Here is a 22538-nt window from a genome sequence, read left to right on the forward strand (position 1 = left end):
ATTCATAGTTAAGTGACGCTAGCCTAGGAGAGACACCTGTACCCATGCCGAACACAGTCGTTAAGCCCTAGTACGCCTGAAGTAGTTGGAGGTTGCCTCCTGCGAGATAGGGGAGTTGCTTAGCAGATTATCCGCCATAGCTCAGTTGGTAGTAGCGCATGACTGTTAATCATGATGTCGTAGGTTCGAGTCCTACTGGCGGAGTTTAGTAGAGAGGAGGAAGTCCTTCTCTTTTTTTGTGTTTTGGGAGGCAGGCTAGGGGGGGGGTGACTGGAGAACTTCATTTGTAAACTTTTTTTAATTTAATAAGGGCTTGAATTTGATATAATAGTACAGATATGTTTTTTATCCTATGTTAGGATAATCGCTTTAATAATATTAGAGAAAGGATATATATGGGAACAATTCTTAAAGTGAACCATTTGACCAAGATCTTTGGAAAAAAGCAGAAAATGGCTCTTCAAATGGTTAAAGAAGAAAAGAGTAAAACTGAGATTCTTGAAAAGACAGGCTGCACTGTTGGTGTTTATGACGCTAATTTTGAGGTGCAAGAAGGCGAAGTTTTCGTCATCATGGGATTGTCAGGAAGCGGGAAGTCAACTTTGGTTCGTTTGATCAATCGTTTGATTGAACCTTCGTCTGGTGACATCGAAATCAAAGGGAAAAATGTTTCCGAAATGAATACAGCCGATTTGCGTGAAATTCGTCGTCACTCTGTCAATATGGTTTTTCAGAATTTTGGACTTTTTCCACATAAAACTATTTTGGAGAATACAGAGTACGGCCTAGAACTACGTGGCGTTCCTGAAGAGGAGCGCACTGCTGCGGCTGAGAAAGCTCTGGAAAATTCTAATCTCATTGCTTTTAAAGATCAGTATCCAGATCAGCTGTCTGGAGGAATGCAGCAACGTGTTGGCCTAGCACGTGCATTGGCAAATAATCCTGATATTCTTTTGATGGACGAAGCTTTTTCAGCCTTAGATCCTTTGATTCGTAAGGAAATGCAGGATGAGCTGCTAGATTTACAAGACCGAGTACAGAAGACCATCATTTTTATCACACATGATTTGAATGAAGCACTTAGAATCGGTGATAGGATTGCTCTTATGAAAGATGGGCAAATCATGCAGATCGGTACAGGAGAAGAAATCCTCACACAACCAGCTAATGACTTTGTACGTGAGTTCGTTGAAGATGTCGATCGCTCTAAGGTTTTGACAGCACAAAATATTATGATCAAACCTATTACCGCTAATGTTGAAATAGACGGACCTAACGTAGCCCTCAAGCGTATGGATACCGAAGAGGTCAGTATGCTTCTGGCTACTAACCGTAAACGTAAACTCTTAGGTGTCATTACGGCTGATGCTGCTTATGAGGCTCGCAAAAATGGTACGAAACTAGCGGACAGTGTTGATCCGAATATTCGAACAGTGTCGAAGGATACTGTTTTGACAGATATTTTGCCTTTAATTTACGATTCTGCAGCTCCGATTGCTGTTCTAGATGATGATAAGCGTCCCGTGGGAGTTATTATCAAGGGACGTGTGATTGAAGCGTTAACGAAGCAAGGAATTGACACGGAAAAGGAAGGTGAGTAATTTTGGAAATATTATTAGCAGCAAAATTACCGATTGCAAACTATGTTGATAGTTTTGTGGATTGGTTGACTAATACTTTCTCAGGGCTTTTCAATATCCTTAAAGTCGTTGGTGATGGTATTATGGGCTTTATTTCTAATACCCTGACTTTCATCAATCCTTGGATTCTTATTGCTTTAATTGTGGCTCTAGCCTATATTCTTTCTAAGAAATGGAGCTTTACAATTCTTACGGCTATTGGATTGCTCTTTATCTATAATCAAGAATTATGGGGAGATTTAATTAATACCTTTACTTTGGTTTTGCTTTCCAGTCTCATTTCTATCTTGATTGGGATTCCTCTGGGGATATGGATGGCTAAAAGTGAAAATGCCAAAAAGGTTATTAATCCTATCCTAGACTTTATGCAAACTATGCCAGCCTTTGTTTATTTGATTCCTGCAGTTGCCTTCTTTGGCATCGGTATGGTACCTGGGGTATTTGCTTCTGTTATCTTTGCCTTACCACCGACAGTACGTATGACTAACTTAGGGATTCGTGAGATTCCAACTGAGCTGATTGAAGCTTCGGATGCTTTTGGTAGTACTAGTTCACAAAAGTTGTTTGGTATTGAATTGCCGTTAGCGAAAAATACAATTATGGCAGGGGTCAATCAGACTATTATGCTGTCTCTCTCTATGGTAGTCACAGCCTCAATGATTGGGGCTCCTGGCCTCGGTAATGGTGTCTTGTCAGCTCTGCAACATGCTGAAATTGGTAACGGTTTTGTCAATGGTTTGGCTCTGGTAATCTTGGCCATTATTATTGATCGTTTTACTCAAAAATTAAATGCACCAATTGGTCAAAAGCAAGCCAACAAACCTAAGTGGCAAAAATGGATTGCACCAGTTCTAGTCCTAGCATTTATAGCTACTGGTATTACCCAGACGGTATTAAGTCATATGGGTGTTCAAAAACCAAAGGTTACTTTGGCTTATGTTGAGTGGGATTCAGAGGTTGCCTCAACCAATGTTTTAGCTGAGGTCCTCAAAGATAAGGGATATGATGTTGAAATCAAGCCTCTGGACAACGCTATTACTTGGAAATCTGTTGCCGATGGTAGTGTTGATGCATCTGTAAGTGCTTGGTTACCGACCACACATAAGGCACAGTATGAAAAATATAAAGGACAATTAGATGATCTGGGAGTTAATCTAAAAGGAACCCAACTAGGATTAGCTGTACCAGCCTATATGACTGATGTTAACAGTATCGAAGATCTATCTAATCAAGCCGATTCGACCATCACTGGTATTGAACCCGGGGCCGGTATTACGACTAGTGCCGAGAAGGCACAAAAAGAATATTCCAACCTCTCTGATTGGGAGGTAAGTTCTTCTTCTACTGGTGCCATGATTACCAGCCTAGAACAGGCTTTAAAAAATAAAGAAGATATTGTTATTACGGGTTGGAAGCCGCATTGGATTTTTGCCAAGTATGATTTAAAGATTTTGGAAGATCCAAAAGGTGTTTTTGGTGGATCGGAAGACATTCATACGATATCCAGAAAAGGACTTAAGGATGATAATGCTGGTGCCTATAAAATTATTGATAACTTCCACTGGACTTCTAAGGATATGGAGTCAGTCATGTTAGATATCAGCAATGGAAAATCACCATCTGAAGCTGCTCAGAAATGGATTAAAAACAATCCTGATAAGGTGTCAGACTGGACGAAGTAGTCTTAAAGAATTTTGAATTATTGATAAAAAATTGAGATTTGAATGGTTTTTAAGTCACTATTAAGTGAGTTAGGTTATACTACAAGTATCCTAAATAAACTTTTCTTTTTCATAATCTCCTGAGAGTGCCCAGCTTTTTGCTGGGTTCTTTCTTTTAGTTTTTTGTTTAATTAATGCTTCAGTAGTTAAAGTCGTGTTGCTGCCTTCTTTATTAATCATTCCGATAAAATTTGCAACACTTGAAAAGCTAGTTATCGTCTGAATTTACCTACAATTTATTGGAAGTGGTGTATCTGTGGTATAATAGGCCTATGGTTAATAAGAATAAATTATTGTTAATTGACGGATCTTCCATTGCTTTTCGAGCTTTTTTTGCTCTTTATAATCAGATTGATCGCTTTAAAAGTCCTGCTGGTCTCCATACCAATGCTATTTATGGTTTTCATTTAATGCTGGACCATATGATGAAACGCATTGAACCAACTCACATATTGGTTGCCTTCGATGCCGGTAAGACGACTTTTCGAACGGAGATGTTTGCTGATTATAAGGCGGGGCGAGCTAAGACTCCAGATGAATTTCGAGAGCAATTTCCCTATATTCGAGAACTCTTGAATCATCTTGGTATTGCTTATTATGACCTTGAAAATTATGAAGCCGATGATATCATTGGAACTTTGGATAAGCAGGCTGAAAATGGGGAATTTGATGTTACCATTGTAAGTGGCGATAAAGATCTCATTCAGCTAACCGATGACAATACTATTGTAGAGATCTCTCGTAAGGGTGTGGCTGAATTTGAGGAATTTAGTCCAGCCTATCTTATGGAAAAAATGGGGATTACTCCCACCCAATTCATTGATCTTAAGGCTTTGATGGGAGACAAGTCGGATAATATTCCGGGGGTAACTAAGATTGGTGAGAAGACTGGCCTTAAACTCCTGTTAGAATATGGGAGCTTGGAGGCTATCTATGATAATATTGATCAATTTAAGCCTTCTAAAATGAAGGAAAATTTGATTAATGATAGGGAACAAGCCTTTCTTTCAAAAACACTAGCAACGATCAATACGCAGGCTCCTTTAGAAATAAGCTTGGATGATACTCGTTACCAAGGTCCACATATAGACGCTCTGGGAGCCTTCTACGATGAAATGGGCTTTAAGCAGTTGAAAGCTCAGCTTGGTTTGGACGATGAACCTATAAAGACTGCTGTAGGTTTTCAGCATGTTACTGAACATGAATTAGATGCTGCGATGTTTGGACCGGAGCAATTCTTCTACTTTGAAGTCTTTAATGATAACTACCATCAGGAAGATATTTTAGCTTTTGCCTGGGGGGATAGTGAAAATATTTATGTCAGTAAAGATTTAGATCTTTTGAAAGCACCCCAATTTTTAGAGGCTTTGCTTAAGCCGTTTAAGACTTACGATTTCAAACGCACAAAAGTGCTCCTAAGTCACTTAGGAGTTGATATACCGACAGCAGCTTTTGATAGCCGCTTGGCTAAATATCTTTTGTCTACGGTGGAGGATAATGAATTATCTACTATTGCCGCGCTTTATGGGAAAACGCCTTTGCCAAAAGATACTGAAATCTTTGGTAAGGGAGCCAAAAAAGCTGTACCAGAAGATACTGTTTTATTTAAGCACCTAGCTAACAAGATCCAAGTTTTAGTGGAAACAGAAGGTAGACTAAGAGAGTTACTGGCTGAACATGGACAGTCTGATTTGCTTTTTGATATGGAATTGCCTCTGGCTAATGTCCTAGCTAAGATGGAAATTGCTGGTATTCGCGTTGATCAGCAAACGCTTAAGGATATGGCTTTGGAAAATGAGGCGGCGCTTGAAGTCTTGACTCAGGATATCTACAGGATGGCTGGAGAAGAATTTAACATCAATTCTCCCAAACAGTTAGGAACAATTCTTTTTGAAAAGATGGAATTGCCCCTGTCTATGACCAAGAAGACTAAGACCGGCTATTCGACGGCTGTAGATGTTCTAGAGCGTTTGGCTCCCCATGCTCCAATTGTTGCCAAAATATTGGAATATCGCCAGATTGCTAAACTTCAGTCAACTTATCTGATAGGTTTGCAGGACTTTATTTTGGGTGATGGGAAAATTCATACACGCTATATGCAGGATTTAACTCAGACCGGTCGTCTATCCAGTGTGGATCCTAACTTGCAAAACATTCCAGTTCGCTTAGAGCAAGGGCGGTTGATCCGTAAGGCCTTTACGCCCGAGTGGGGAAATAGCGTCCTATTGAGTTCAGACTATTCGCAGATTGAATTGCGAGTGTTAGCCCACATCTCAGGTGATGAACATCTGATCGCAGCCTTCCAAAATGGTGAGGATATTCATACGGCGACAGCCATGAGGGTTTTTAATATTGGAAGTCCTGAGGATGTCACCCCCAATGACCGCCGTAATGCTAAGGCTGTTAACTTTGGTGTCGTTTATGGGATTTCTGATTACGGGCTATCTCAAAATCTGGGCATTAGCCGCAAGGCCGCTAAGAACTATATTGATACTTATTTTGAACGCTTTCCCGGTATCAAAAATTATATGGAGAGGGTGGTTCGTGAAGCGCGTGATAAAGGATACGTAGAGACTCTCTTTAAACGTCGCCGTATGTTGCCGGATATCAATTCACGTAATTTCAATATTCGAAATTTTGCAGAGCGGACAGCTATTAACTCGCCTATTCAGGGGAGTGCGGCTGATATTTTAAAAATTGCTATGATAAATCTTGATCAGGCTCTTGAAGACGGTGGCTTCAAGTCCAAGATGCTCCTGCAAGTTCATGATGAAATTGTCTTAGAAGTTCCCAATGCTGAGTTAACAGCTGTTAGTCAATTGGTTAAGAAAATTATGGAATCGGCGACTGAGCTGGCCGTACCACTTGTGGCAGATGAAAATTCGGGCTATACTTGGTATGAGGCAAAATAACCTTGATAAATAAGAAATCTCCAGTCACAAAGAGCTGGAGGTTTTTAATGTTTAGCTCTAACACAAGCTAAGAGATTTCAGAAAAAGGGGAGCTGTTATATGAGTATGTAAACTTTATGTGCTTTGACCATCAAACTAATAGATCCTTGTACTTATTTGTACTGTCCTGATAAACTTGCTTAGAAAGTTACCTGATGATTTCTGTTACTATAAGAAGATGTGCTCTTGTATTGATTTTCCGAATATCCCCTGAAAGTAACCATATAGCTAGAAGTACTAGCTATTAGGTGCAGTTTCGATTATACTTTAATTACTAGGAAGGAGGCGAGCTTTAATGAGGTTAGAAATAATTAAAGATAAGACTTTTAAGGAAACACTAGTTAAGATTTATACTAGTTATGTTGACAAAAAAACTCAACATTTAATTAATTGGGTTGAGTATGGCGGTCAATACATCTATGGTTTTATTGGTACTAGATCGCAGATGGTTAGTCCTGACGATATTATTAGGGTCTATACAAGTGACAAAAAAGTATATTTTGAAACTATTGATCGGGAGCATTATCAAGCTAAGCGGCGCTTGTATCAGCTGGAAGAGGAACTCCCTAGGACTTTTGTCAGGATTTCTCAAGGAGAGCTGGTCAATATTACTTATATTAAGCGTTTAGATTTGTCTATTAAAGGAACCATTCAGGTTGTTTTAAAAAATGGTGAACGGAGTTTTGTATCTCGTCGTTCCATAAAGAAATTTAAAAAGGCTTTGGGAGTCTAAGGAGGTTGCATATGATGCGAATGATTAAAAAAGGTATTGTAGGAGCTCTAATCGGGATTGGTGCTGGTGAGCTAATTTCTTTTCTATCCGTAGTGTTGGTAGGGAAAGGCTATGCGCCTGCAGTCCCTAGCTTTATTCAAGAATTTGACACTGTCACTCAGGCGGTTGGTGTACAATTGTTGATATTTGCGGTATTAGGATGTGTTCAGGGAATGGCATCTTCCCTTTTTCAATCTGTTAGAGATAAACAGGGGTTACTATTTATCACAAGTTTGCACTATGGTTTAGTGGTGCTGCCTCTTCTGGCAGCAGGTTGGTATTTACACTGGTTTTCCCTAACTTGGCTATCTTTTGCTGGTATGTTTTTATCTATCAGTTTGGTTTATACCTTGATTTTTTTGGTAAATTATCTTAGTGTGCGTAGAGATATTGGGAGAATCAATGCAAAACTAGGTTAGTTTCAATAGTAAAAATAGAGCAGGCTCAACAGCCATAATCACTGTTGAGCCTGCTCTCTATTGCTTGGTAACTGTAATATAATCTTTTAAAGAGCGACGCAATCCTTCGTTTTTGCCGTAGTCTTTGACACGGCCTGCTCTTAAGATCATTTGGGCATCTTGAGATAAATGAAAGTGCTTTTTCATAGCTTGTTCATAGATTGAAACTTCAATCATAGCACTAATGGGCTGGATGGCAATATCATTCTCAGTGCAATCATACCAAAAAGCCTGTGTTTTTTCTCCAACTTGAATCCAATCGGAAATCGTTTGTCTGCCAGTTATGACGAAAAATCCAGCACTGTGGTTAACCTGTTTGGATAAGGTGTCAAGACTCTGTTTGGCGAAAGTCTTACTAGTAGCATTTCGGTGATTACTTGTTAGGTAGTAAAGTGATTTCGTCACCATATTTAATCCCATCATATCGGCAGAAATTCCATCTAATTTGGTCTGTGTTTCTTGATTGGAGAAACGCAGCCACTCGCCTTGCTCTTGAAGAAAGTTTTTATTTTTATACTGTTTTTTCGCTGCAGCGATGCTATTTTTCTTGATGTAGTCAAAAGGAGGAGATCCTTTAGCATAGTAGGCAATATCAGGATATTTCTTTTGTAATTGGTTGATATGTTTTTGAGTAATTGCTGCTGATTGATAGGGTCGTTTATCTGTGTGGCGCTTTCGAATGAGATCAATCTTATCTTGTTTGATCCTTTTTCCTCCTTTGCTTTTTTGTTGGTAGTGAATAGTCACTACCTGGTTGCTTTTAGATAAAGGGGAGGCATAGTCAGCTTCTATATCATAGCCATAAGCTTTAAATGTCGTTTTTAGGGATTGGATATAAGCCCCGAGTGAGATATAAAGTTCTCGATTGTGGGGATCTACAATGCTTAAAGTTCGACTATCATCGATGGCAATACTTAGTTTTCCTTTTTTGGGGTTTAAGGAAACCTCCCATGCCTGAGTGTTATGAGAATTGGCGGCGAAAGAAGCATCATACAAGGCCTGTTCAATTTCGGGTGCTACCCCGGGTAGAGAAAGGTTAGCTGCTGTCGAGTTTACAGGTCTTCCAATCATGATTATTGTTGTTCCTCCTGTTAGGATTAGTAGTAAGATAATCCCTAGGATTAATTTGGAGAAAGTATATTTCATGGCCTGTCTACTCCTTTTTATATAGTTTCCTTCTTTTGGTAACAGGAAAGAAGCGTTAAAAATTCCTCTTTTAGGAAGTCTTCTGTATTAAGTCCTAACAATTGATAATATTCTGCTTTTTGTTCAGCCATACGGATGATACCGGAGAGGGCACTCCAAATAAATAAAGTAGCTTTATCAAGATCAATGTCATTAGAAAGATAACCGAGCTTGCTTCCTTGCTCGATCATGAGATGGATCTTTTGGTTAATAGCTAACCCAAGTTGATAGATATCCTTGTAGATACGAGGAGTTGCTATATCCTCAATATTGACATTGATATGACCAATAAAGCCTTCAAAATAGAGAGGATACTCACGACAGAAATGCTGTACAGCAAAGCATATCTGTAGATACTGCTGTAGTCCACTCTCTTGCGATTGCGCAGGAAAAGCTGTAATGATTTTGATCTCTTCATAGAGGTTTTTAATGTGCTCATAGACAAGGGTAAAGAAAATTTCTTCTTTATTTTTAAAGTAAACATAAAGTGTGGCCTTGCTGTAACCAGAAGCTTGGGCAATCTTGCTGACACTAGTAGCTTCTACCCCGTTTTTGATAAAGAGCTGATGGGCGGCCTGTGCAATGGTTTTCCTATGATTTTCGGCGGGTGCTTTTTTACGACGTCCCATATAAGAGTCTCCTTTTGAGTTAATTAAACCGATAGTTTAATTATAATGTGACCTATTGATAATGTCAAGCTTTAGACTTTTGGCAAGGGATGTGCTATAGTAGATTGAACTAGCAATGTTTTTAATCCATATTGGCAATATATTTAAGATGGAGGTGCTTTATGTCTTATCATTTTAGTAATCCTGATGATACTGTTATCAAGTCTTATCTGAAGGAAGCTCAAACTATTGCAGTTGTAGGCTTATCTAAGCGGGTAGAAACGGCAGCCTATGATATAGCCCAGGTGTTACAAAATGCAGGATACCGTATTATTCCTGTTAATCCTAAGCTAGCTGGTCAAGAAATTCTTGGAGAGTCAGTTTACGCTTCCCTGAAGGATATTCCTGTCCCTGTTGATATTGTTGATGTTTTCCGCCGTTCAGAATTTTTGATTGATGTGGCTCAAGATTTTGTAGAGACAGATGCTAAAGTATTTTGGGCTCAGTTAGGTTTAGAGGCGCAGGATGCAGAGGACTTTTTGCGTCAAGCTGGTAGAAATGATATTGTTATGAACCGTTGTATTAAGGTGGAGCACCGGCGTTTACTTGGTTCATAACGTTGAAATACGGCTTTTCCGCTTTTATTTATGCTATAATAAGGCTAGTATGAATAGTGAATAGGAGGTGGCTATGGAAAAGGATCGCATGGCCTTGGAAGCTTATGAGACTGTTCTGGAGCGCCTAAGAAGTAAGCATATAAGAATTACAGAGAGCCGTAAGGCCATCATTAGATATATGATTGGAACTAAGAAACACCCTAGTGCTGAGATGATTTATGAGGATCTTTTGCCAGATTATCCTAGCATGAGTTTGGCAACGGTTTACAATAACCTCAAGGTCTTGGTAGAGGAAGGGTTTGTGACAGAGCTCAAGCTCTGCCATTACAGTACGACTTATTATGATTTCTTGGGGCATCGTGAAATCCATATTGCTTGTGAAAATTGCGGGAGAATTACAGATTTCATGGATGCTGATATTAGGGATATGTACCAGGAAGCTAGCAATCAGACGGGCTATCAGGTGACCCACAGTCAGGTTATGCTCTATGGCATCTGTCCAGAGTGTCAAGCCCAACTAGCAGGTGATAATCCAGATGACAAGTATGATAGAGAAAATCTAGCTTAAGGATGTCAAGAGAGGTCTATCGGAGGTAAGGTTTGTATCAGAAAAGGTACAAGCTTTTTATTGTCTAGAAAATTCTCTTTTATTTCATAGACGATTTTGTTATAATAAATCTACAGAAAATTTAGACAATAAGTAATAAGGAGGGGTTATGCTAACTGCAACCGATGTTATCCGAGCTCACAGTGTTCTAAAAGATGTGGTTGAACGAACACCTCTTGATTTTGACCGTTATTTGTCAGAGAAATATCAGGCAACGATTTATTTGAAGCGTGAGAATATGCAAAAGGTACGCTCTTTTAAATTGCGGGGAGCTTATTACGCCATTCATCAATTATCAGATGAAGATAAGGCACACGGAGTGGTCTGCGCTTCAGCAGGTAATCATGCTCAGGGTGTTGCATATACTTGCAACGAGATGAAGATTCCAGCTACTATTTTTATGCCGATTACGACACCTCAGCAAAAGATTACACAGGTTAAGTTCTTCGGTGGTAGCTATGTTGATATCCAACTAGTTGGTGATACCTTTGATGCTTCATCTCAGGCTGCACAGGAGTTTACCAAAGCGGAAGGTCGGACTTTTATTCCTCCTTTTGATGATGATAATGTTCAGGCAGGTCAAGGAACAGTTGCTTATGAAATTTATGAGCAAGCCAAGGAAGAAGGCGTTGATTTTGACAGTATCTTAGTTCCTGTCGGTGGTGGTGGGTTAATCGCTGGTGTATCGACTTATATGAAGGATGTATCTCCGGAAATAAGGGTGATTGGTGTAGAATCCAACGGTGCCCGTAGCATGCGTGCTGCTTTTGATAAGGGACATCCAGTTAAGCTGGAGCGTATTGATAAATTTGCAGATGGTATCGCTGTTCAGAAGGTTGGAGAGCGTACTTACGATGTGGCTCGCCGTCATGTTGATGATCTGGTCGGGGTAGATGAGGGCCTGATTTCTGAAACGCTGATTAATATGTATTCAAGGCAAGGCATTATTGCGGAGCCTGCCGGTGCAGCTTCTATTGCTGCTCTGGAAGTTCTCAAAGAGGAGATCAGGGGTAAGACCCTTGTCTGCATCGTTTCTGGCGGTAATAATGATATCAATCGCATGCAGGAAATGGAAGAGCGTGCGCTGATTTACGATGGGGTTAAGCATTATTTTGTTGTGAATTTTCCACAGCGGCCGGGTGCTCTGCGAGAGTTTGTTAATAATATTTTAGGACCGAATGATGACATTACACGTTTTGAGTATATCAAACGGGCTGCCAAAGGGACAGGGCCGTGTCTGGTTGGAGTAACTTTATCTGACAAAAATGATTACGACAGTTTACTTCAACGTTTGTCAAACTTTGACCCTAACTATATTAATTTGCACGGCAATGAAAGTCTTTATAATATGTTAGTTTAGTGTGATATGCATGTATTATCTTTAGATGTTTAATTTATTACTGGAGGAAAGTTATTATGGGTGGATTTTTAATTTTTTGTCTCATTTGTTTTATTATTTTTATTATCTTTTTAGTCAGTTCGCTCTATGTTGTTCGGCAGCAATCAGTAGCGATTATTGAGCGTTTTGGGCGTTACCAAACCACTTCTAGCAGTGGAATTCATGTTCGTCTGCCGCTTGGTATAGATAAGATTGCTGCGCGCGTGCAGTTACGGCTTTTACAGAGTGAAATTGTTGTTGAAACTAAGACTAAAGATAATGTTTTTGTTACCTTGAATGTAGCAACACAGTATCGGGTTAACGAGCAGAATGTTATTGATGCTTATTACAAATTAATGCGCCCAGAAGCACAGATTAAATCTTACATTGAAGATGCCCTGCGCTCGTCTGTTCCTAAATTGACCCTGGATGAACTCTTTGAGAAAAAAGATGAGATTGCCCTCGAAGTTCAGCATCAGGTGGCAGAGGAGATGTCTACATACGGATATATCATTGTTAAAACCCTGATTACTAAGGTTGAGCCAGATGCTGAAGTTAAGCAGTCCATGAATGAAATTAATGCAGCTCAACGTAAGCGAGTAGCTGCTCAAGAATTAGCAGAGGCTGATAAGATTAAGATTGTTACAGCAGCCTCTGCGGAAGCAGAAAAGGATCGGCTGCACGGTGTTGGTATCGCTCAACAACGTAAGGCGATTGTTGATGGTTTAGCTGAGTCTATTGCAGAACTTAAGCAAGCTAATGTCGGCATGACAGAGGAACAGATTATGTCTATCCTTTTGACCAACCAATATCTTGACACTCTGAATCAATTTGCTGCTGGTGGCAATCAAACTCTATTTTTGCCTAATAATCCAGAAGGGGCTGAAGATATTCGGACGCAGATATTATCAGCTTTAAAAGCAAAATAAAAAAGGGCAGATCCAATCTGATTTTTAGGAATCAGTCTGGATCGCTCTTTTTTGACGTTAAAGTAGAAATTGCTTTAACAACCTCCTTTGCCAACTTTTAAAGCTTTTGATTGTCAAGTGTTAACAGTACCAGGGCCTGTTTTATAATAGATGTTAGATCTTCTTGCTCATTTGAATTGGTGATACGATATTAAGGATAAAACGCTGAATAAAGCAGGCTGGTTAAAAAGATAATATCTTTTATGATTTTAATTGCTTTTTGCGAAAGGGATTAAGTCTTGCTAAGACTAGGCCAGCTAGCAGTCCAACTGCGGCGAAGCTAATCCACCCCATGTTATAGCTGCCAAGTGGGATGACTTTAATGAAGAAGGTCATCAACCAATTTGGCAGTGTAAAAAGTTGAGTTTGGGCTGATAGAGTATTAAAGGCATCAAAAAGTCCAGCAATAGCAGTGAAAGCTAACGTAGCCTTATAAACGATAGAATTGTCTCCAATGAAGCCCTTTAAGAAAATAAGAATAATCGTTACGATAGTTAGTGGGTAGAGAAGGTAGAGGACTGGCAAAGACCATTTGATAATCTCTGATAGTCCTCCGAAGTAAAATGTCACCCCAATAAGGGTAAAAATGGTCGCCCAAGCGATATGGGAGAGTCGGGGGATAATTTTGTGAAAATATTCAGCGCAGGCTGTAATGAGCCCTGTAGCTGTTGTTAGACAGGCTAGGAAAATAGCCAGAGCTAGCACAATTTGACCAAGAGAGCCCATATAGTGACTGGCTGATTGGATGAGAACTGGGCCACCATCCGTAACGGCTGTTGAGTGGTGCATAAAGAGGCCATTAGACAGACTAAAGAGAGATTGCGATGTTGCCCCCAAACGGCCGACAAAGATATAAATCGCGGCTAGGAGAGCAGCGGCGATAATACCAGATTTTAGTGTTAGTTGAGCTATGGCAGCAGGTGTCTCAGCGCCATGGTTTTTAGCAGCATCAATAACTAAAATGGCAAAAGCTAAAGAGGCAAGGGCATCCATGGTACTGTAACCTTGAATCAGGCCTGCGACAAAAGGCAGGTCGCGGAAACTGTCACTTACCGCATTTGAAGCGTTGACAGCTTGCCCAAGGTTACCGGCCGGCGAGATAAAGGAAGCGAGGATAAGTATACCTAGAAAAATCAAAAGAGCCGGTGTGAGGTACTTTCCAACACGGTCAGCAATTTTACTTGGGCGAACAGCAATGAGATAAGATAGGCCAAAAAAGACAATACCATAGCTAATATGTATAAATTGACTATCTCCAAAGAAGGGCATGATGCCAATTTCGTAAGAAACAGCCCCAGTACGTGGAATAGCAAAGAAGGGGCCAATTGACAGGTAAAGGGCAATGGCAAAGAAAAGAGCATAAATTCGTGAGGCTGGTTGAGCGATAGACTCTACATCAGTCTTACCTGAATAGGCAACGGCAACTACTCCCAGCAGGGGCAAGGTTACCCCTGTTAAGCAAAAGCCGATGATAGCTAACCAAAGATTAACACCAGAATAAATCCCAAGATAGGCTGGGAAAATAAGATTGCCTGCACCAAAAAAGAGTGCAAAGAGCATGGAACCAATGATCCAATAGGTTGATCGTTTTTGCATTGTAACCTCCAGTATTGAATTGTATAGAATTGTATGACAAATTATTATAGCAAGCTTTGTTTAAAGCTGTCAAGAGAAGCATAAGAGTCTTGCCCCTTTTGAAATAAGGAACAAGACCCTTGCTGAAGATTTTATTATTTTACGATCTGCTTTAAGGGAGCTGTTTCCCCAGTTCGTTTATGGCTTTATCCGAGGAAACGTTGCAGGAATTCTTTGGTACGACTCTCTTGCGGATGTTCAAAAAGCTGTTCTGGCTTTCCTTGTTCAGCGATGACACCTTTATCCATAAAGATAACGCGATCAGAAACATCTTTAGCAAATTCCATCTCATGGGTAACGATGAGCATGGTTAAACCTGATTTGGCTAAATCCTGCATAGTTTTAAGGACTTCGCCGACCATTTCAGGATCCAGAGCGGATGTTGGCTCATCGAAAAGAATGGCTTCAGGATTGACTGAGAGCGCGCGTGCAATAGCGACCCGCTGTTTTTGTCCTCCGGAAAGTTGAGCTGGCTTGGCTTTCCAGTACTGCTCTCCCATTCCTACTTTTTCTAGATTGGCTTTAGCGACCGCTATAGCTTCATCTTTAGGACGTTTCAGAACAGTTGTCTGAGGAACAACAGCATTATCAAGGACATTGAGGTTTTCAAAAAGATTAAAAGATTGGAAAACCATTCCTAATTTTTCACGGTAGGTTGCTAAATCATACCCTTTTTCAAGAACGTCTTGTCCGTGGTAGAGAATTTGTCCATCGGTTGGAGTTTCAAGAAGATTGATAGAGCGCAGAAAGGTTGATTTACCAGATCCGGAACTCCCGATGATTGAGATGACTTCTCCCTTTTTGACACTTAGTGAAATATCTTTGAGGACTTCATTTTGTCCGTAGGATTTTTTTAAATGTTTAATTTCTAAGATGGTATCAGTCATTAGTGGGCACCTCCCTGTGTGTAATTATCTTGGTCAAGGCGGCGTTCAACGTAACGCAAGATGCGGGTAACGGTAAAGGTAAGGATAAAGTAGATAGTGGCGATGATAAAGAAGGTTTGGAAATATTGATAGGTTTGAGTGGCCACAGTGTTACCAGAGAAGTAGAGTTCTACCACCGAGATAACATTAAGAACGGATGTGTCCTTGATGTTGATAACAAATTCATTGCCAGTAGCAGGCAGAATATTGCGAATAACCTGTGGCAAAACAATCTTACGCATAGTCTGGCTGTGGTTAAAACCTAAAGCTGTGGCAGCTTCAAACTGCCCCTTATCAACTGCAAAGATGCCGCCACGGACAATTTCACTCATGTAAGCACCTGTATTTATGGAAACAATAAAGATGGCTGCCCAGGTGCGATCGAGTGAAATATCAAAGGCCTGATCGAGACCGTAGTAAATAACCATGGCCTGAACAATCATTGGCGTCCCACGAAAGACCTCGATATAGATATTAAGGAGCCAATTGAAAAGAGTTTGCAAAAGGGTAAGGACCTTGTTGGCAGCTTTGGGAGCAGTTCGGTAGACGCCGATCAAAAGGCCAATAATCATGCCAACCAGAGTTCCGACAATTGAGATGAGCAGGGTTATGCCCGTTCCGCGCAGGAATTGGGACCAATTCTCGGTAAGAATTGTCCAAGCTTGGTTGAAGAAAGTTTGGTTGTCTTGCCCAGCTCCTGGTTGTTCTTTAGTCATCTTATCCATGAGCTGGAGTCGTTCTTTTTCAGGGATTGTGGCCAGGATTTCATTAACTTTATTGAGCGTTTGGGTATCATCTTTGCGCAAGCCGATAGCGAGTGCCGTATCATCTGGATTTGTTTTAAAGCCCTTATCCAACTCGATCATTTTGAAGTCATCACTAAATGTCTCCGCAGTCAGGGCCTCGGGCCGTTCAGATACATAAGCATCAATTTTTCCTGACGTTAAAGATTGGCGCATTTGAGAAAAGTCACTGACAGCTGTTTCTTTTTTAGCATTGGGAATTTGATCAATAAGACCGTAAAGGTAGACCCCTTGTTGAGATGTAATTTTTGCACCGGAGAAGTCAGAAAGGCTGCTGGCATCCGCGTATTTGCTATCCGATTTTACTACTAGAACAGGCTCGCTAGTATAGTAGGTGTTGGAAAAATTGATTTCTCTCTTACGTTCCGCTGTTGGACTCATACCAGCGACGATCATATCAATTTTATTGGAAGTTAGGGCAGGCAGCAGCCCGTCCCATTTAGTCTTGACGACGATGAGCTTTTTGTCCATCTTCTTAGCAATTTTCTTAGCCATCTGGACATCATAACCATTGGCGTACTGACGACTGCCGTCAATGGGAACGGCACCGTTAGAATCATCATTTTGTGTCCAGTTGAAGGGGGCATAGGCCGCTTCCATGCCGACACGTAAATATTCATCTGCTTGAACAGATGTTGTCCCACCCCAAACTAGGGCAGCAGCTAACACGAAGGTTAGGATTAGTTTTTTCATGAGATACTCCTATAGTTAAAGGTCCTAATTCTAGCTATCAAGACACAAATATACATACTATCCTATTTTACAGGAAATATCAGTCGATTTCAATGGGAGTATCCCCTTTTTAAAGAGGAATTTCTCAAGTACCGTTTAAATTTATGATAAAATGGGGGGTATAAGAAGTTATACAGTTAAGTCTAGGTTTAAGTAGGTTAAAGAATAGTTTTCTTGCCTTTTGAGGGTTAGAATATTCTCTATCTGCTTGTTTTCTCGGCGCTTTTGTACTGTCGTAAGAGAGGAGTTTATGAGAAAGAAATTTTTGTTTTGTCTGTCTTTGCTAATATCTTTAATTATTTTTGCGCCTAAGATTCAGGCGGATGATGAGGTGGATTATAGCATCAGCTGTTATGAGGGACGACTTAATATTCGTAAGGATAACACAGCGACTTTTACTCAAGTGATAACCTATAAATTTGATTCGGCTTATAAGGGTCAATATGTTACCCTAGGGAGTGCTGGAAATAACCCCAAGGGATTTTCTATTGATAAATCAAAGGTTACCTCTTGGGTCGAGAACAATAGAGGGGTGAAAAGGAAGCCTAAAGCTCACTTAGAATCACTAAAAGAAGGATATGCCCTTAAAATATATAATGCTGGACAAAAGGGAGACCAAGTTCGAGTAACAGTGACTTGGCAGTTGAATCATATTTTGACGGTTCATCGAGACATTGCTGAATTAAACTGGAAACCAGTCAGCGATTGGGATGTCCCTCTGCGTCACGTGAGCTTTAAAATATCGGCTCCAAGTAGTTCACAGCAGCAATTATTTGTGCATTTAGGGTATCTACAACCGGCTGCTCGTATTAAGAATATGGGGAACGGGAACACATTTGGTGTGGACGCTGACTATATTGGTGAAGGTAAAGCTTTAGAGCTGCATGGATTCTGGGATTCAAATAGTTTTACAGCTAAAAAGGACGATCGAAAGCTAGCTCTGGGACAATTTCAAAGTGTAGAAAAGAAAATTCATCGAAAGAGTCTTCTTTTTCGCAGGGTATTCTCTGTAATTTTTCCGGTTGTCATAAGTGCTGCTGTCCTTATTGCCGTTTGCGTTTTTATTCTTTATAAGCTTTTGCTAAAACCCCGCAATACCTATCAGGGAGCCAAATGGCTCTACGTTGCACCTGCAGACTGGTCTCCGCAACTGGTTGCTTCTACTGTTTACAGTACAGACTGGTCTGATGTCAACCCTATTACAGGAGGAAAGGGGCTATTTTCCTTTGAAAATTTAGTTCAGGCAACGCTACTTGACTTAATTGATCGAGGGAATCTCAAGTTAGAAGTAGATGAGAAGGGTGCTTGGCTTTCCTACATGACATCTAAGGGGCTAACTCCACCTGAGGAGTATTTTATTCACATGGCTATGGGAGAACATTTGGATAGTAAACTTGCTGTGGAAGGGCTGTTTTCTGATTACAAAGTTGACAAGAGTATTAGTGTTAAAAAGGGGTATAATGCTTCGCAGGTCAACGATTATGGACGCCGCAAGACAAGCGCGTTTACACGGTCGCTAAAGAAGTTGACGCAAGCTGTTGCTGATGAAAAGCAAATTTACCGTTTGGGGGATTACTACAGACCTTTGAGTTTACGGGAGAACGGTCTGAGACAGCTCAGCCTAGCTCTGCTTTTAGGAGCGAGTCTATTTTCCGTGGTATCCCTCCTCTATCTTCTGATTTCAGGGAAGTTAACGCTGCTTAATTGGCAACTTTCCTTGGGGTACGTTTTACTGAGTCTAGGGTCTTTGCTGCTTTGGATTCTGTTTAATGCTTTTAGCCGTTTGGAAAAACAAAATGGGGTGCTCAAAGAAGAGTTTTTACCTGACTATTATGCTTGGCAAGCCTTTCGCCGTATGATGAAGGATATTAAGACTTTTAATCAGGCTGAATTGGAAAGTATTGTGGTGTGGAATCGTATTCTTGTATATGCTACGCTCTTTGGCTATGCCAAGGAGGTCGAAGAGGTTATTAGGGTTCACCGAATAGAAGTTCCTTCTGCAATGGCAGGCTATGTTTATCACGATTGGTATCCCTTGCTTTATCTATCTGCTCATCACTTTGCTGATTACGGACATCAAGCGGTGGCAGCTCAAAACTTTCATGTTTCGTCAGGTGGTTTCAATAGCGGCGGCTTTTCCGGAGGCGGTGGAGGTGGAGGAGGCGGAGCCTTCTAAAATCTACTTCTTTTTGCTATAATGGAACAAAACTTATCTAGGAGATGCTATGCTATTTATTGAACTGCTTAAGGCAGTATTTCTCGGCATTGTTGAAGGTATTACTGAATGGTTGCCGATTTCTAGCACAGGGCATTTAATTCTGGTACAGGAATTTATCAATCTCAATCAGGGAGATGCCTTCCGCGAACTCTTTAATATTGTCATCCAGTTGGGTGCTATCTTGGCAGTCATGGTTATTTACTTTGAGCGCCTTAATCCCTTTCAAAGAGGTAAGACGGCTAGAGAGGTACGTCTGACTTGGCAGCTTTGGCTGAAGGTTGTTATTGCCTGCATTCCCTCGGCTGTAGTGGGACTTCTTTTGGATGATTGGATGGATGCTCACTTTAGTAATTTCACCAGTGTTGCTACGATGCTGATTGTCTACGGTATTGCTTTTATCTGGATTGAAAGACGTAATCAAAATGTTGAGCCAGCAGTGAAAGATTTAGCACGTATGCACTATAAGACCGCTCTTTATATCGGATTGTTTCAAGTTCTTAGTATTATTCCGGGGACCAGTCGTTCGGGTGCGACAATATTAGGTGCCATCCTGGTTGGGACCAGCCGCAGTGTGGCTGCTGATTTTACATTCTTTCTAGGAATTCCGACCATGTTTGGCTACAGCGGGCTTAAGTTTGTCAAATTCTTTCTCGATGGTCATCATCTGACTGGTCCTCAGTGGCTTATTCTGCTGCTGGCTTCGGTGGTGGCTTTTGCAGTCAGCATGGTTGTTATTAAATTCTTAACTAATTTTGTCAAAAAGCATGATTTTACAGTTTTTGGCTGGTACCGAATTGTATTAGGTGTTGTTCTTTTGCTATATGCAGCAGTCAAAGTATTGGTGGCTTAAGACAGTTTTTATTGTGCAAAGAGTAGAAAAGGGCTTGGAACATCCGTGTTCCCTGCTCTTATTTTTTGTACTGATTGTTTAATATCTTTTGAAAACTTCATGATCTGGCCTTGTCCTTATGGTGGGAGACCAGCACAAAAATTTTAAGTTTGATTCACACGGCTCTCTAGTTTCTAGGCGATAGCCTAAAACGGTCTGGAGTTCAATTATTTCGAACCAGCAACTAGAAATTAAGATTTGTTGAATAGTTGATTTCTGCGAAATCATGATTTTTATCTTATTTCTAGTTGGCTTTAGAGACATACTGTAAAATTGAACTTTTAGGACTTTTCTTGTATAATAAAATAACTACTCGTGCGAGGTAAAGACTATGGAAATGAAACAGATCAATGAATCCACGTTGAAGATTTCAGTTAGTATGGATGATCTAGATACTTATGGCATGGAATTGAAAGATTTCCTCATGCCACAAGAAAAAACAGAAGAGTTTTTCTATACCATTTTGGATGAGTTGGATATTCCTGATAACTTTAAATCAACTGGTATGTTGAGCTTTCGGGTAACCCCCCGTCAGGATAGGGTTGATGTTTTTGTCACCAAATCGGACCTCAGTGAAGATTTAGACTTTGAGCAGTTTGCAGAAGGAGTGAACGATTGGTCCGACTTGACCCCAGAAGATTTTTTTAAAAATCTGGAAAAAAATATGATGGAACAAGGGGATACAGAAGCTCATGAAAAGCTGAAAAACATCGAAGAAATGCTGGATGATGCCCTTAGTAATCTATCGGACTCACCTGTCTCAACGACGGAAACATCGGAAGCTGATGAGGATGATGGTGAAGATAAACCTTTCAAATTTAAACCGGAAGATCTGATCCCAGAGACTCACTATGTGCATTTTGCAGCGGATTATCCTACTTTAAAGGATGCGATTATAGCAGCACAGGCATTGGATGTACCAACAGAAGCTTCTGAGCTTTTTAAGTCGGAAGACAAATACCATATGACGGTTCTCTTTTATATTGCAAATGAGTCTCCTCAGCGGTCCGATCAGCTAAAGGCTCGTTTTTATGAGTACGGTTATCCTTCAGAATATACGCGGGCCTACCTGTTGGAGCATATGATTAAGCTGGTTGATGACAACGCCATTGAACACCTGAAAAAAATAAAGTTGGTGCCCTCTAAATGATAAATCCATTTCGTTTACAATACATCTTGGTCTTGATTGGGGTATTTTTGATTTCTCTTATCCTGACTCCCTTGGTGCGGTTTTTGGCTTTACATATTGGTGCAGTTGATAATCCTAACGCCAGACGTATCAACAAGGTTCCCATGCCTAGCAGCGGCGGGCTGGGAATTTTAATTGCCTTTTTGATTGGTTCTCTGATTTTGATGCCGATTATTACCGAGCGACATCATTTTTTACAGTCCTACTTTGATTATATTTTGCCAGTTTCTCTAGGAGGACTTATCGTAGCAATGACTGGCTTTATTGATGATATACGTGAACTTACACCAAAGTGGAAGATGTTGGGAATTGTGCTTGGCGCCATCGTTGTCTGGACCTTTACAGATTATCGTTTTGACAGCTTCAAGATTCCCTTTGGGGGTCCGATGCTCTATTTTGGGCCTGTTTTAAGTTTCTTTTTGACTGTTCTGTGGATTATTGCCATTACTAATGCTATTAATTTGATTGATGGTTTAGATGGATTGGTCTGCGGAGTATCAATTATCAGTCTAACGACTATGGGGCTGATTTCTTATTTCTTTCTTTTTGATAGTAATCTTTATACTACTCTGACGATCTTTCTTTTAATCGCAGCGATTGCTGGCTTTTTTCCTTACAATTATAATCCTGCTATTATCTATCTGGGGGATACTGGTGCGCTCTTTATTGGTTTTATGATTGGTGTTTTGTCCCTGCAGGGATTAAAAAATTCGACAGCAGTTGCAGTTATCACACCGGTTATCATTTTAGGAGTACCAATTTTGGATACCTTCGTGGCTATTATTCGGCGGAAACTGTCAGGACGTTCAGCCATAGAGGCTGACAAAATGCACCTGCACCACCGTCTGTTGGCTATGGGATTTACTCATCGAGGGGCAGTCTTGGTTGTTTATGGGATTGCTATGGTTTTCTCTTTAACCTCCCTGCTTTTAAATGTTTCCAGCCGTCTTGGGGGAGTCCTTCTGATGATTGGTATTCTGTTTACAGCAGAGGTGCTCATTGAGGGATTACAAATTTGGGGGATCGGCCGAACGCCGCTCTTTGATGCCTTGAAGTTTATTGGCAACAGCTCTTACCGCCAATCGGTATTGGACAGGTGGAAGCAAAAGTTTAATAGATAATTTTATAATCAAAGACAAAGCTAAGCTTGTCTTTTTTTGTTATAATGAAGGGTGATTAGAGGCTAAGTTGTGTATTGTACTCTTTAAAATTTAGGGTAGCACTTTATAGATGGCAATATG

The 22538-nt window shown here is 40.5% G+C and carries 18 protein-coding genes, 1 tRNA gene and 1 rRNA gene; 15 read left to right on the plus strand and 5 right to left on the minus strand.

Translation table 11 applies throughout. The features are described from left to right. The first annotated feature begins 8 nt into the window (after positions 1 to 8). From rrf to AC4HAO_RS09295, 7 genes are all read left to right on the plus strand, one after another. Positions 9 to 124: ribosomal RNA gene (gene rrf, locus AC4HAO_RS09265) — 5S ribosomal RNA — on the plus strand. Positions 125 to 130: 6 nt separating this feature from the next. Next, positions 131 to 204, plus strand: a tRNA-Asn gene (locus AC4HAO_RS09270). Between the two features lie 191 nt (positions 205 to 395). Continuing rightward, positions 396 to 1601 (plus strand): quaternary amine ABC transporter ATP-binding protein, encoded by a 1206-nt coding sequence (locus AC4HAO_RS09275; RefSeq protein WP_491093612.1) that lies wholly within the window; start codon positions 396 to 398, stop codon positions 1599 to 1601. A 2-nt stretch (positions 1602 to 1603) separates the two neighbouring features. After that, positions 1604 to 3322, plus strand: coding sequence for an ABC transporter permease/substrate binding protein (locus AC4HAO_RS09280; protein ID WP_491135198.1), 1719 nt, complete (start codon positions 1604 to 1606; stop codon positions 3320 to 3322). 311 nt (positions 3323 to 3633) lie between these two features. After that, positions 3634 to 6273 (plus strand): DNA polymerase I, encoded by a 2640-nt coding sequence (gene polA, locus AC4HAO_RS09285; RefSeq protein WP_491135199.1) that lies wholly within the window; start codon positions 3634 to 3636, stop codon positions 6271 to 6273. Positions 6274 to 6607: 334 nt separating this feature from the next. After that, positions 6608 to 7045, plus strand: a complete 438-nt coding sequence (locus AC4HAO_RS09290) for a LytTR family DNA-binding domain-containing protein (RefSeq protein ID WP_491135200.1) — start codon at positions 6608 to 6610, stop codon at positions 7043 to 7045. Between the two features lie 11 nt (positions 7046 to 7056). Beyond that, positions 7057 to 7503 carry a DUF3021 domain-containing protein gene (locus AC4HAO_RS09295; RefSeq protein ID WP_491135201.1) on the plus strand — a complete coding sequence of 149 codons (447 nt, stop codon included), beginning with the start codon at positions 7057 to 7059 and terminating at the stop codon, positions 7501 to 7503. 57 nt (positions 7504 to 7560) lie between these two features. Here AC4HAO_RS09295 and AC4HAO_RS09300 read toward each other — a convergent pair whose 3' ends face one another. Together AC4HAO_RS09300 and AC4HAO_RS09305 are read right to left on the minus strand one after the other, a co-directional pair. Next, a complete protein-coding gene (locus AC4HAO_RS09300) occupies positions 7561 to 8613 on the minus strand; it encodes an Acg family FMN-binding oxidoreductase (RefSeq protein ID WP_491135202.1) in 1053 nt (350 codons plus the stop codon). A 92-nt stretch (positions 8614 to 8705) separates the two neighbouring features. Next, positions 8706 to 9356, minus strand: coding sequence for a TetR/AcrR family transcriptional regulator (locus AC4HAO_RS09305; RefSeq protein ID WP_491135203.1), 651 nt, complete (start codon positions 9354 to 9356; stop codon positions 8706 to 8708). Between the two features lie 161 nt (positions 9357 to 9517). On the opposite strand from AC4HAO_RS09305, the gene AC4HAO_RS09310 reads away from it, so the two are divergent. The 4 genes from AC4HAO_RS09310 to AC4HAO_RS09325 all read left to right on the plus strand — a co-directional run bounded on the left by AC4HAO_RS09310 (position 9518) and on the right by AC4HAO_RS09325 (position 12866). Then, on the plus strand, positions 9518 to 9952 hold the full coding sequence (locus AC4HAO_RS09310; protein ID WP_447451724.1) for a CoA-binding protein: 435 nt from the start codon (positions 9518 to 9520) through the stop codon (positions 9950 to 9952). A 73-nt stretch (positions 9953 to 10025) separates the two neighbouring features. Beyond that, entirely contained in the window at positions 10026 to 10520 is a 495-nt protein-coding gene (locus AC4HAO_RS09315) for a Fur family transcriptional regulator (RefSeq protein WP_447451725.1), read from the plus strand. A gap of 148 nt (positions 10521 to 10668) precedes the next feature. After that, positions 10669 to 11919 (plus strand): threonine ammonia-lyase IlvA, encoded by a 1251-nt coding sequence (ilvA, locus tag AC4HAO_RS09320; RefSeq protein ID WP_491093605.1) that lies wholly within the window; start codon positions 10669 to 10671, stop codon positions 11917 to 11919. A gap of 56 nt (positions 11920 to 11975) precedes the next feature. Next, the gene (locus AC4HAO_RS09325; protein WP_447451727.1) at positions 11976 to 12866 is read left to right on the plus strand and encodes an SPFH domain-containing protein; all 891 of its coding nucleotides are present in this window, start codon (positions 11976 to 11978) and stop codon (positions 12864 to 12866) included. 240 nt (positions 12867 to 13106) lie between these two features. Here AC4HAO_RS09325 and brnQ read toward each other — a convergent pair whose 3' ends face one another. The 3 genes from brnQ to AC4HAO_RS09340 form a co-directional block, all read right to left on the minus strand. Then, positions 13107 to 14501 (minus strand): branched-chain amino acid transport system II carrier protein, encoded by a 1395-nt coding sequence (gene brnQ, locus AC4HAO_RS09330; RefSeq protein WP_491135205.1) that lies wholly within the window; start codon positions 14499 to 14501, stop codon positions 13107 to 13109. Between the two features lie 185 nt (positions 14502 to 14686). Beyond that, positions 14687 to 15427, minus strand: a complete 741-nt coding sequence (locus AC4HAO_RS09335; RefSeq protein ID WP_447451729.1) for an amino acid ABC transporter ATP-binding protein — start codon at positions 15425 to 15427, stop codon at positions 14687 to 14689. Then, the gene (locus AC4HAO_RS09340; RefSeq protein ID WP_491093603.1) at positions 15427 to 16962 is read right to left on the minus strand and encodes an ABC transporter substrate-binding protein/permease; all 1536 of its coding nucleotides are present in this window, start codon (positions 16960 to 16962) and stop codon (positions 15427 to 15429) included. The genes AC4HAO_RS09335 and AC4HAO_RS09340 overlap by 1 nt, the downstream gene beginning before the upstream one ends. 289 nt (positions 16963 to 17251) lie before the next feature. Between AC4HAO_RS09340 and AC4HAO_RS09345 the strand changes: the two genes are divergently transcribed. The 4 genes from AC4HAO_RS09345 (at position 17252) to AC4HAO_RS09360 (ending at position 22418) form a co-directional block, all read left to right on the plus strand. Then, the gene (locus tag AC4HAO_RS09345) at positions 17252 to 19177 is read left to right on the plus strand and encodes a DUF2207 family protein (RefSeq protein ID WP_491135207.1); all 1926 of its coding nucleotides are present in this window, start codon (positions 17252 to 17254) and stop codon (positions 19175 to 19177) included. Between the two features lie 49 nt (positions 19178 to 19226). After that, the gene (locus AC4HAO_RS09350) at positions 19227 to 20069 is read left to right on the plus strand and encodes an undecaprenyl-diphosphate phosphatase (protein ID WP_491093601.1); all 843 of its coding nucleotides are present in this window, start codon (positions 19227 to 19229) and stop codon (positions 20067 to 20069) included. Positions 20070 to 20439: 370 nt separating this feature from the next. Beyond that, positions 20440 to 21258 carry an adaptor protein MecA gene (locus AC4HAO_RS09355; protein ID WP_447451733.1) on the plus strand — a complete coding sequence of 273 codons (819 nt, stop codon included), beginning with the start codon at positions 20440 to 20442 and terminating at the stop codon, positions 21256 to 21258. Further along, the gene (locus tag AC4HAO_RS09360) at positions 21255 to 22418 is read left to right on the plus strand and encodes a glycosyltransferase family 4 protein (RefSeq protein WP_447451734.1); all 1164 of its coding nucleotides are present in this window, start codon (positions 21255 to 21257) and stop codon (positions 22416 to 22418) included. The genes AC4HAO_RS09355 and AC4HAO_RS09360 overlap by 4 nt, the downstream gene beginning before the upstream one ends. Positions 22419 to 22538 lie beyond the last annotated feature (120 nt).

It is taken from the genome of Streptococcus sp. ELY_137 (assembly GCF_058314515.1).